The sequence below is a fragment of the Pantoea sp. S62 genome (assembly GCF_016658625.1).
In the GTDB taxonomy this organism is placed as follows: domain Bacteria; phylum Pseudomonadota; class Gammaproteobacteria; order Enterobacterales; family Enterobacteriaceae; genus Pantoea; species Pantoea vagans.
The window spans coordinates 184,388-195,807 of sequence record NZ_JACVVI010000010.1 but is presented as its reverse complement, the minus strand read 5'-3'; the positions used below and the strand labels follow the sequence as shown (position 1 = coordinate 195,807).

Here is an 11,420-nt window from a genome sequence, read left to right as displayed (position 1 = left end):
ATCCTGCACGACCCACCAATTCAGAATAAAGCGCCTTTGGGGCGCTTTTTTCGTTTCAGGGGCACGGACTCTACCGTGCAGGATGAGAACCTGCTGCAGGTTCGACTGAATCGCCCGGTGATTCAGGCTGATGCGACAGCATCACCCGGAGGGCGAGGCCCAGGATGGGCCGAGGCTATCCTGCACGACCCACCAATTCAGAATAAAGCGCCTTTGGGGCGCTTTTTTCGTTTCCGGGGCACGGACTCTACCGTGCAGGATGAGAACCTGCTGCAGGTTCGACTGAATCGCCCGGTGATTCAGGCTGATGCGACAGCATCACCCGGAGGGCGAGGCCCACTATGGGCCGAGGCTATCCTGCACGACCCACCCATTCAGAATAAAGCGCCTTTTGGGCGCTTTTTTCGTTTCTGCTGCACTGACATTGGCTTCTTAAATAAGCGCCTGCCTTTTCGAAACCTTAACAATCTACGCTCTCAAGTCGTTTCGCAGCGTGCCGATAACGTATGTGACCACTTACAGGGAGAAAATGATGTCTTCAATTTCCGGAATTTTAAGCAGTGCGGTCAGTAGCGGTGACAGCGGCGGCGGCAGTGTGGCCTCGCAGGTTGCGGCACTGAATAAACAGATTCAGGGTGTGTTAACGCAGGTTAAGGAGCTGGCTGACAATAAAGAACTGACTGACGAACAGAAGTCTGAGATGCAGCAGATGTACCAGTCACAAATCACCATGCTGCAGGCACAGATTGCGCAACTGGAACAGAAACAGGCTGAGCAGGATCAGCCAAAAAGTGACAGTTCGCCCGTCAGTGAGATCAAAGCGGACGGGATTAACCGCCCAACCGATACTAACAAAGTTGACGTTTATATCTAAAACGCCGGTTTAACCGCGCGTTGTTGCGCCAGCAGCATCGCCTGCTGGCGTACCTCCTGCCAGATCGCTTCGGCAGCCGGGGTCAGCGAGCGGTTTTTACGTTTAATTAGCGTCAGGCTACGATTAATTTCCGGATAGAGACGCCGCACCGTGAGGGCGCGATCCGCTGGTAAGGGTAACGCGAGCGCAGGCAGAATACTGATGCCGATTCCCACCTGTACCATCGGGAACAGCGTGGCGGGATGACCAATCTCCTGCACGACTTCAGCCCTGATATTCTGCTGCTGCATTGCCGCATCAATCAAAACCCGACTGCCTGAAGCGTAATCCTGCAATACCATCGTGCGACCATCGAGCATCGCCCATTCAGCCCTTTCCACTTTCGCCAGCGGATCATCTTCGCGACATAACAGCAGGAAAGGCTCATCCAGAATCGCGATGCTATCGAAATCGCTGTCGCTGAGCGGCCCAATCACGATGCCGAAATCGACTTCGGCGTTACGCACACTTTGCAGCACCCATTGCTGGGCGCGATCGTGAAGAATCACTTTGATATCGGGAAAATGGTGCTGGCTGGCGGCCAGACATTGCGGCATCAGATGCGCGGAAATGGTCTGGCTGGCTGCCACTCTGACCGTACCACTGCGCTGCTCGCCAAAACTTCGGATGTCCAGTAGCGTGGTATGAATCTCCTCCAGCAGGCGCTCCATGCGTGACGCCAGCTGTTTTCCCGCCTCTGTCAGCATCACCTCCCGGGTGGTTCTGTCCAGCAACCGCACGCCGGTTTCGGCTTCCAGCTCTTTAATACTGTGGCTGACTGCCGACTGGCTCAGGCCTATCGCCTGCCCTGCCTGACTGAAGCCACCATAGTGGGCCACGGCAATAAACGTTCGCAGCTGACGCAGGGTATAATTCATCGATTTCGCTCATAGATTAATTCAATAAATCAATTTTATTTCTAAAACTACTTGCCGCACAATCGCGCTATTGAATAATTTACCGGAATTTAGCAATGGGCTTTCTAAAACTCGATCCGATGATGGTTAAACTGATCATCACCGTGCTGCTGGCCTCTTTCCTGCCAGCAAAAGGGATCTACGTTGATATCTTCAGTTACCTCGCGACGGCAGCGATAGCGCTGCTGTTCTTTATGCACGGTGCCAAACTTTCGCGTGAAAAGATCATCGCAGGCAGCAGTCACTGGCAGTTGCATCTGTGGATCATGTTCAGCACCTTTGTGCTGTTTCCGGCGCTGGGTCTGCTGCTGGTCTGGTGGCATCCGGTTGATGTCGGCCCGGAAATTTATACCGGCTTTATCTACCTTTGTATCCTGCCGGCTACCGTCCAGTCTGCTATCGCCTTTACCTCAATGGCGGGCGGGAATGTCGCGGCAGCGGTGTGCAGCGCCTCGGCATCGAGCCTGCTGGGTGTGTTTATTTCACCGTTGCTGGTGAATCTGGTTATGGATATCCACAGCAGCGCGCCGAGTGATGGTCTGGAGCAAATCGGTAAGATTATGCTGCAACTGATGGTGCCTTTCATTCTGGGTCACCTCTCACGTCGCTGGATCGGTGGCTGGATTGAGAAACACCGTAGCCTGATTGGCAAAACTGACCAGACTTCGATTCTGCTGGTAGTCTATTCCGCCTTCAGTGAAGCCGTGGTGAACGGCATCTGGCATCGCGTTGGATTAATGACGCTGGTGTGGATTGTGGCCGGTTCCATTATTCTGCTGACCGCCGTGCTGCTCATCAATCTGCTGGCTTCGCGTCTGTTCCGCTTTAAGCGCGCCGATGAAATCGTGGTGTTGTTTTGTGGCTCGAAGAAGAGTCTGGCGAATGGCGTGCCGATGGCGAATATTCTGTTCCCGGCCAGTACGGTGGGGATTATTGTGCTGCCGCTGATGATTTTCCATCAGGTACAACTGATGGTCTGCTCGTTTATCGCCGGACGCTACAAGAAGACCAATGAGAAACAGCAGGCTCTGCAGGTGAAAGATTCAGTGATGGAGTCTCAGAAGTAAAACCGTTGCCCGCCTGTGCGGGCACGATTATGTGCGGGTCTGGAGCGGCTTAACTAATCCCTCCAGGCCCTCTGTTTTTATGGTCAGGGTCAGTTGCATAAGATCACCAAGCTGACCAGACGGAAAGTCGCCACTGCGGGCAAACCAGAGCAGATAAGGCTCAGGCAGATCGATCAGCATCCGCCCTTTGTATTTGCCAAACGGCATAGGCGTATTGGCTATCGCCACCAGCTGATGCTCATCCATTTCAGGCACCCAGCAGGCGGATCATTTCCGCTTCATCAATCACTTCAATGCCCAGCTCCTGTGCTTTCGCCAGCTTTGAACCGGCCGCTTCACCGGCAATCAGCAGATCGGTTTTCTTCGATACGCTGCCGCTGACTTTTGCCCCCAGCGCGATAAGCTGCGCTTTGGCATCATCGCGGTTCATCTGCGACAGCGAACCGGTCAGCACCACCGTTTTACCGGCAAATGGACTGTCGATCTCTTCGGCTTTCACCACGACCACCTGCGGCCAGTGAATGCCGATGTCGTCTGTCAGCTGGCGGATAACCTCACGGTTGCTCTCCTCCTCCATGAAGTTGCGCACGTGTGCGGCAACGACTTTGCCGACATCCGGCACGGCAATCAGCGCCTCAAGATCGGCATCCATCACCTTTTGCAATTCACCAAAATGGTTAGCCAGATTGGCGGCAGTAGCCTCACCCACTTCGCGAATGCCCAGCGCATAAAGGAAACGCGCCAGCGTGGTCGACTTCGCTTTCTCCAGCGCGTCGACGATATTCTGCGCCGATTTCGGGCCCATACGATCCAGGCCTGTCAGCTTGCCGGCCGTGAGACGGAACAAATCGGCAGGCGTATCGACGTACTCTTTTTCCACCAGCTGATCGATAATCTTATCGCCCATACCGTCCACATCCAGCGCCCGACGCGAGACAAAGTGCTTCAGTGCCTCTTTACGTTGCGCACCGCAGATCAGACCGCCAGTGCAGCGCGTGACTGACTCGCCTTCGACCCGCTCCACCTCGGAACCACAGACCGGGCAATGGGCAGGAAAGACTACTTCACGCGTCTCTTCAGGGCGTTCAGCGATCACTACGTTGACCACCTGCGGGATCACATCACCGGCACGGCGAATCACCACACGGTCGCCAATGCGTAATCCCAGCCGCTCGATTTCATCCGCATTATGCAGCGTGGCATTGCTGACGATGACGCCTGCCACCTGCACCGGCTCAAGACGAGCCACCGGCGTGATAGCGCCCGTGCGGCCAACCTGGAATTCGACGTCACGTACCCAGGTCAGCTGTTCCTGTGCCGGGAATTTGAAGGCAATCGCCCAGCGCGGTGCGCGCGCCACAAAGCCCAGTTGCTCCTGTAATGCCTGTGAATCGACCTTGATCACCACGCCATCAATATCAAAACCCAGGTTCGGACGCTGTTGCTCAATATCCCGATAGAAAGCCAGGGCTTCTTCGGCGTTGTGAACCAGCTTAATGCGGTCGCTGACCGGCAGGCCCCAGGCTTTAAACTGTTGCAGGCGCCCCATGTGACTGTGCGGCATCTCCCCGCCTTCCAGCAGGCCGAAACCGTAGCAGAAGAAGGTCAGCGGACGTTTAGCGGTAATGCGCGGATCAAGCTGACGCAGAGAGCCTGCCGCTGCGTTGCGCGGGTTAGCAAAGACTTTGCCGTCAGTGCGTCGCGCTTCCTCATTCAGCTTTTCGAAGCCGCGCTGCGTCATAAATATTTCACCGCGCACTTCCAGACGGGCCGGGATATTGTCGCCTTTTAGCCGCAGCGGAATCGCGCGAATGGTACGAACGTTGGCGGTAATGTTCTCGCCGGTGGTACCGTCACCGCGCGTCGCGGCCCGGACCAGCAGGCCATTTTCATACATCAGGCTGACTGCAGCACCATCGAGCTTGAGTTCACAGCAGTAGGTAATGTCGTCACTGCTTTTCAGCCGATCCTGCACCCGCTTGTTGAAAGCCATGAACGTGGCTTCATCAAAGGCGTTGTCCAGCGACAGCATCGGGACTTCGTGGCGGACCTGCTCAAATACCGTCAGCGGCGCAGCACCTACGCGTTGCGTCGGCGAGTCCGGGGTAATGAGATCGGGGTGTTCCTCTTCCAGCTGACGCAGTTCACGCATCAGACGATCATATTCGGCATCCGGCACTTCCGGCGCATCCATGACGTGATAGAGATATTCGTGATGGCGCAACGTGGTGCGCAGTTCGGTGATGTGATCCTGGACGGATTTCATATAGCCCCATCAGATAAAAAACCCCCGACAGGCGGGGGTTTATTTTAACAATTCAGATAGCGGTTAGCGCAGGTCTCAGACGCCAACCACATCGCGGATACGCGCTTTGTAGGTTTCCAGCTTCTGCGGCGTCATCATGCGACGCTCATCATCCAGCACGACACCGCCAACGTCATCAGCGATACGCTGTGCCGACTGCAGCATCAGCTTGAAGTTCTGATTCGCGTCACCATAAGAAGGCACCATCATAAAGATAGAGATGCCTGGCGTGCTGAAATCGGTCATCAGGTCCGGGTTGAACGAGCCTGGCTTAACCATGTTAGCCAGACTGAACAGGACCGGACCGCTGCCTGCAGGACTGAGATGACGATGGAAAATGTTCATTTCACCAAACTGGAAGCCCGCCTGCAGAATCCCCTGCAACAATGCCTCACCGTTCAGCTCACCGCCCGAATGGGCGGCAACATGCAGCACCAGTACCGCTTCTTTCGGTTTTTCCGCTGGCGCTTTCGCTGCAGGCTGTGAAGGCGCGGGAGCCGGCGTTACTTCAGGCTGTGACTCAGGTTCTGCCTGGTACTGCGGAGCGGGCTGGACAGATTCCAGCGGATCGAGATCCAGCAGCGGGTCAGCCTGAACGGGCGGCGCAACAAATGTCGGTGCAGGCTGCTGACGAACCGGTTCTGGGCGCGGCTGCGGAGCAGGCTTCGGCGCCGTGTTGAAAAGCGGATCGCTTTCTGGTTCAGGTTGCGGTGCGGGTCGTGGCGCAGGCTGACGCACAGGCTCAGCAGGCGCTTGCTTACGCGGCGCTTCTGGCTGTGTCTCACGAATCTCATCGAAACGCGGTTCCTGGTGTGTGCTGCGATCGGAACGAACGCGAACCTCGCCGACGCCGTCATCTTCGTCGTCAATCAGGTCCTGCTCATCATGTTCTTCACGTTGTTTCAGACGTTTGTGCGGGCGATCGCGGAACACTGACGAACGCTCTTTACGGCTGGTCCACAGCCCGTGAAGAAGGAGCGCTATAATGGCGATCGCGCCAACAACGATTAATATCAGACGCAAATCCTGCATCATTGTATTCTCTGTTGTTCCAATACCTTGCCACCGCGGCAAACTTTATCCTCTAACTGTATTTGCCCTGCTACACAAGTGCAAGTCTGTGCACTATTTTCTGACAAATAAGATAGGCAACCCACGCTTTTTCGCTGTTTTTTTACCCAAACGGCACCTGGCCTGGAGAAAAAGCCAGGTTATAGTGGGCACGCCTCAACACTTTCAGGAGAAATGGCTTTATGGCCCGTAAGAATTCGGTCTCAGATTTTAACGGCACGCACTACTTTAGCCAGGGCTGGAAGCTGGTCCGTCTGCCTGGTATTCGCCGCTTTGTGGTGATGCCGCTGCTGATTAACATTATTATGCTCGGTGGCGCATTCATCTGGCTGTTCTATCGTCTCGGTGACTGGATCCCGCGCCTGATGGACCATATTCCGGACTGGCTGCAGTGGCTGAGCTATCTGTTATGGCCGCTGTCGGTGATTGCGATTGTGCTGGTGTTCAGCTACTTCTTCTCGACGCTGGCAAACCTGATTGCCGCTCCTTTCTGCGGCCTGCTGGCCGAACAGCTGGAAGGCCGTCTGACCGGCAAGCCCCTGCCTGACAGCGGCTGGGCAGGAATGATCAAAGATGTGCCGCGCATCATGAAGCGCGAGTTGCAGAAGCTGGGCTATTACCTGCCCCGTGCGCTGGGACTGCTGCTGCTCTACTTTATTCCTGGCTTTGGTCAGACGGTTGCGCCCGTTCTGTGGTTCCTGTTCAGTGCCTGGATGTTATCCATTCAGTATTGCGACTATCCGTTCGACAACCATAAAGTGCCGTTTCAGCAGATGCGGAACGCCCTGCGTCGCCACAAAACCGCGAATATGCAGTTCGGCGCACTCACCAGCCTGTTCACTATGATTCCGATCCTGAACCTCGTGATTATGCCGGTTGCCGTTTGCGGTGCCACCGCCATGTGGGTCGATCGCTATCGGCCGCAGCTGGCACGCAATGAGGTGCGCTAGACTCATCAGCGCGCCTTATGCTCTTTTTCGCAGGGCTTATTGCCGGGGGACATATAGATATACGATTTCTTTCCTTCCGCCCCCAGGCAGAACAGGTATGCTCATAGGGTTCCCAATAATTCATACAGTTAAGGGCAGGCTATGAGTAAGATCTATGAAGACAACTCTTTGACAATTGGTCATACGCCGCTGGTTCGACTGAACCGCATCGGTAACGGCCGCATTCTTGCGAAAGTTGAATCCCGTAACCCGAGCTTCAGCATTAAATGCCGTATCGGTGCCAATATGATTTGGGACGCAGAGAAACGCGGTATTCTGAAACCCGGCATTGAGCTGGTGGAACCGACCAGCGGTAACACCGGTATTGCGCTGGCCTACGTGGCTGCTGCGCGTGGTTACAAACTCACGCTGACCATGCCGGAAACCATGTCGGTGGAACGTCGTAAGCTGCTGAAGGCGCTGGGCGCGAAGCTGGTTCTGACCGAAGGTGCTAAAGGCATGAAGGGCGCCATTGGCAAAGCGGAAGAGATTGTCGCCAGCGACCCGGACAAATATGTGCTGCTGCAGCAGTTCAGCAACCCGGCTAACCCGGAAATCCACGAAAAGACCACCGGCCCGGAAATCTGGGAAGACACCGATGGCGAAGTGGATGTCTTTATTGCCGGTGTCGGCACCGGCGGTACGCTGACCGGCGTGAGTCGCTACATCAAAAACACCAAAGGCAAAAAAGAACTGATTACTGTCGCGGTTGAGCCGACCGATTCACCGGTGATTGCGCAGGCGCTGGCAGGTGAAGAGATTAAACCCGGCCCGCACAAAATTCAGGGTATTGGTGCCGGCTTTATTCCGGGTAACCTTGAGCTGAACCTGGTTGACCGCGTAGTGGCCATTACCAATGAAGAAGCGATCAGTACGGCGCGCAGACTGATGGAAGAAGAAGGTATCCTCGCCGGTATCTCTTCCGGTGCTGCCGTCGCCGCCGCGCTGAAGCTGCAGGAAGACGAAACCTTCGCAAATAAAAACATCGTGGTGATTCTGCCCTCCTCTGGCGAACGCTATCTGAGTACCGCGCTGTTCGCCGATCTCTTCACTGAGAAAGAGCTGCAGTAGCCGGAGCCGATAGTCTGAAAATGTCGAAAAAAGCACCCATTCGGGTGCTTTTTTGTGGTGCAGATCTCACTTTCGCCACCCGGCAGATTGATTTCAGTGATGCCGATCTGGTATTCAGACTGCCAATTATTTCGATGCCTGAAATTAATCCGCATTTGAAGTGGATCAAGCTGAATCGATTTACGGATTCAGTGAAACGGCGAATCACGGCATAATTAACCGGTGACGTGTAGAATCGGTTTTGAGACGCAACGGATTGTAGATTTGACGCATGCGCGTCTTTGGTCAGCATGAAGCTATACCCGCGCACCTACACAGGCTAAAGTGAAGGCTCCAGGCTAGACTTTAGATCCATAACACTCATCCTGATAACGTTGGGGAAATAGAATGTTCCAGCAAGAAGTTACCATTACTGCACCAAACGGTCTGCATACTCGCCCAGCTGCGCAATTCGTTAAAGAAGCCAAAGCTTTCCAGTCAGAAATCACCGTGACCTCTAACGGCAAATCAGCGAGCGCGAAAAGCCTGTTCAAACTGCAGACACTGGGTTTAACCCAGGGAACAATTGTGACCCTTTCCGCGGAAGGTGAAGACGAGCAGAAAGCAGTTGAGCATCTGGTCAAACTGATGGCTGAACTGGAGTAACCTCCGCTCAGCTCTCCAGCCAATCGACTCCTCTGCGCCATTGAGTGCAAACATCTTGATCGCGGACAACCTGTCCGCGTTATTGCTTTCGTAGAGTACGTGTCCCGCGACAATGGCACCGCAAAGAGTCCCATCAGCCATCGTGATTAAAAGGTAGCGTTATGATTTCAGGCATTTTAGCATCACCAGGTATCGCTTTCGGCAAAGCACTGCTGCTGAAAGAAGACGAGATCGTCATCAACCGCAAGAAAATTTCTGATGACCAGGTTGAGCAGGAAGTTCAGCGCTTCCTCGATGGCCGCAGCAAAGCGGCATTACAACTGGAAGCGATTCGCGTCAAAGCGGGTGAAACCCTCGGTGAAGAGAAAGCAGCCATCTTCGAAGGCCACATCATGTTGCTGGAAGATGAAGAGCTGGAGCAGGAAATCATCGACCTGATCAAAAAAGATCACGCGACTGCCGATGCTGCTGCTTATTCGGTCATTGATGGCCAGGCGAAAGCACTGGAAGAGTTAGATGACGAATACCTGAAAGAGCGTGCGGCTGACGTGCGTGACATCGGTAAGCGTCTGCTGCAAAACATCCTCGGTCTGCACATCGTTGACCTGAGCGCGATTCCGGACGAATCCATTCTGGTGGCCAAAGATTTAACGCCGTCAGAAACCGCACAGCTGAACCTGAAAAAGGTGCTGGGCTTTATCACCGATCTGGGTGGCCGTACCTCACATACCTCAATCATGGCGCGCTCGCTGGAAATCCCGGCTATTGTCGGCACCGGCAATGTAACCGTCACGGTTAAAAACGGCGATTTCCTGATCCTGGATGGCGTTAACAATGCGATTCACGTCAATCCTTCGGAAGCGATTCAGGAAGAGCTGAAAGCCGTACAGAACCAGTATCTGTCGGAAAAACACGAATTAGCCAAGCTTAAAGATCTGCCAGCCGTGACGCTGGATGGCCATCAGGTTGAAGTCTGTGCCAACATCGGTACTGTGCGTGATATCGCCGGTGCTGAGCGTAACGGCGCGGAAGGCGTTGGCCTCTACCGTACCGAATTCCTGTTCATGGATCGCGACTCTCTGCCAAGTGAAGAAGAGCAGTTCCAGGCGTATAAAGCCGTTGCTGAAGCGATGGGTTCACAGGCCGTTATCGTGCGTACCATGGATATTGGCGGTGACAAAGATCTGCCTTACATGAACCTGCCGAAAGAAGAGAACCCGTTCCTCGGCTGGCGTGCTATCCGTATCGCGATGGACCGTAAAGAGATTCTGCATGCACAGCTGCGTGCCATCCTGCGCGCCTCCTCCTTCGGTAAACTGCGCATCATGTTCCCGATGATCATTTCGGTTGAAGAAGTACGCAGCCTGAAAGCGGAACTGGAACTGCTGAAAGCGCAGTTGCGTGAAGAAGGTAAAGCCTTTGATGAAAGCATCGAAGTCGGCATCATGGTAGAGACCCCGGCTTCAGCCGTCATTGCCCATCACCTGGCGAAGGAAGTCGACTTCTTCAGTATTGGGACAAACGATCTGACGCAGTATACTCTGGCGGTCGATCGTGGTAATGATTTGATCTCGCACCTGTACAACCCAATGACGCCGTCTGTGCTTAACTTAATCAAGCAAGTCATTGATGCATCTCACGCTGAAGGTAAATGGACCGGCATGTGTGGTGAGCTGGCAGGTGATGAACGTGCTACACTACTGTTACTGGGAATGGGGCTGGACGAGTTCAGCATGAGTGCCATTTCTATCCCTGGCATCAAGAAAATCATTCGTAATACTAATTTTGAAGATGCGAAGGCATTGGCAGAGCAGGCACTGGCTCAACCGACAGCGGAAGACTTAATGAACCTGGTTAACAAGTTCATTAAGGAAAAAACGCTCTGCTAACCTGCATGATGCTGGCCCCAAATTACTGCTTAGGAGAAGATCATGGGTTTGTTTTCTAAACTTTTTGGCGAAAAAACGGATAGCGCTGGGACAATCGACATCGTAGCGCCTCTGTCAGGCGAAATCGTGAACATTGAAGACGTACCAGATGTGGTGTTTGCAGAAAAAATCGTGGGCGACGGTATTGCGATCAAACCCAGCGGCAACAAAATGGTTGCGCCTGTTGATGGCACTATCGGCAAGATTTTTGAAACCAATCACGCTTTTTCGATCGAATCAGACAACGGCATCGAGCTGTTCGTCCACTTCGGTATCGATACGGTTGAACTGAAAGGTGAAGGCTTCAAACGCATCGCTGAAGAAGGCCAGAAGGTCAAAAAAGGCGACGTGGTTATTGAGTTCGATCTGCCGTTGCTGGAAGAGAAAGCAAAATCAACCCTGACACCGGTTGTCATCTCCAACATGGATGAAATCAAGGAATTGATTAAGCTGTCTGGCCAGGTCACCGTCGGCGAAACGCCGGTGATTCGCATCAGAAAGTAAGCATTCGTAT

The 11,420-nt window shown here is 53.9% G+C and carries 11 protein-coding genes and 2 other RNA genes; 9 read left to right on the top strand and 4 right to left on the bottom strand.

What is annotated here, in order from left to right; translation table 11 throughout:
* The first annotated feature begins 61 nt into the window (after positions 1-61).
* The 3 genes from IBT54_RS15800 (at position 62) to IBT54_RS15790 (ending at position 874) form a co-directional block, all read left to right on the top strand.
* Positions 62-195: non-coding RNA, RtT sRNA (locus tag IBT54_RS15800), on the top strand.
* Positions 196-238: 43 nt separating this feature from the next.
* Positions 239-372: non-coding RNA, RtT sRNA (locus IBT54_RS15795), on the top strand.
* A gap of 160 nt (positions 373-532) precedes the next feature.
* Complete coding sequence (locus IBT54_RS15790) at positions 533-874, top strand: FlxA-like family protein (protein ID WP_013358650.1); 342 nt, start codon at positions 533-535, stop codon at positions 872-874.
* Here the strand turns inward: IBT54_RS15790 and IBT54_RS15785 are convergent.
* Entirely contained in the window at positions 871-1,791 is a 921-nt protein-coding gene (locus IBT54_RS15785) for a LysR family transcriptional regulator (RefSeq protein WP_013358651.1), read from the bottom strand. The two genes, IBT54_RS15790 and IBT54_RS15785, sit on opposite strands and share 4 nt — an antisense overlap.
* Before the next feature lie 95 nt (positions 1,792-1,886).
* On the opposite strand from IBT54_RS15785, the gene IBT54_RS15780 reads away from it, so the two are divergent.
* The gene (locus IBT54_RS15780; RefSeq protein WP_013358652.1) at positions 1,887-2,897 is read left to right on the top strand and encodes a bile acid:sodium symporter family protein; all 1,011 of its coding nucleotides are present in this window, start codon (positions 1,887-1,889) and stop codon (positions 2,895-2,897) included.
* Positions 2,898-2,924: 27 nt separating this feature from the next.
* Here the strand turns inward: IBT54_RS15780 and IBT54_RS15775 are convergent, their stop codons facing one another.
* From IBT54_RS15775 to zipA, 3 genes are all read right to left on the bottom strand, one after another.
* On the bottom strand, positions 2,925-3,143 hold the full coding sequence (locus IBT54_RS15775) for a DUF3820 family protein (protein WP_041457009.1): 219 nt from the start codon (positions 3,141-3,143) through the stop codon (positions 2,925-2,927).
* A gap of 1 nt (position 3,144) precedes the next feature.
* Entirely contained in the window at positions 3,145-5,163 is a 2,019-nt protein-coding gene (gene ligA, locus IBT54_RS15770) for an NAD-dependent DNA ligase LigA (RefSeq protein WP_147789505.1), read from the bottom strand.
* Between the two features lie 75 nt (positions 5,164-5,238).
* A complete protein-coding gene (gene zipA, locus IBT54_RS15765; protein WP_201252436.1) occupies positions 5,239-6,237 on the bottom strand; it encodes a cell division protein ZipA in 999 nt (332 codons plus the stop codon).
* A gap of 218 nt (positions 6,238-6,455) precedes the next feature.
* On the opposite strand from zipA, the gene cysZ reads away from it, so the two are divergent.
* The 5 genes from cysZ (at position 6,456) to crr (ending at position 11,410) form a co-directional block, all read left to right on the top strand.
* A complete protein-coding gene (gene cysZ, locus IBT54_RS15760) occupies positions 6,456-7,223 on the top strand; it encodes a sulfate transporter CysZ (protein WP_201252435.1) in 768 nt (255 codons plus the stop codon).
* A gap of 141 nt (positions 7,224-7,364) precedes the next feature.
* Positions 7,365-8,333 carry a cysteine synthase A gene (gene cysK, locus IBT54_RS15755; RefSeq protein ID WP_013358657.1) on the top strand — a complete coding sequence of 323 codons (969 nt, stop codon included), beginning with the start codon at positions 7,365-7,367 and terminating at the stop codon, positions 8,331-8,333.
* Positions 8,334-8,720: 387 nt separating this feature from the next.
* Positions 8,721-8,978 carry a phosphocarrier protein Hpr gene (gene ptsH, locus IBT54_RS15745; protein WP_201252434.1) on the top strand — a complete coding sequence of 86 codons (258 nt, stop codon included), beginning with the start codon at positions 8,721-8,723 and terminating at the stop codon, positions 8,976-8,978.
* A 161-nt stretch (positions 8,979-9,139) separates the two neighbouring features.
* Positions 9,140-10,867: a phosphoenolpyruvate-protein phosphotransferase PtsI gene (gene ptsI / locus IBT54_RS15740; RefSeq protein ID WP_033783822.1), complete on the top strand. Its 1,728-nt coding sequence runs from the start codon at positions 9,140-9,142 to the stop codon at positions 10,865-10,867.
* 42 nt (positions 10,868-10,909) lie between these two features.
* A complete protein-coding gene (gene crr / locus IBT54_RS15735; protein WP_008926530.1) occupies positions 10,910-11,410 on the top strand; it encodes a PTS glucose transporter subunit IIA in 501 nt (166 codons plus the stop codon).
* Positions 11,411-11,420 lie beyond the last annotated feature (10 nt).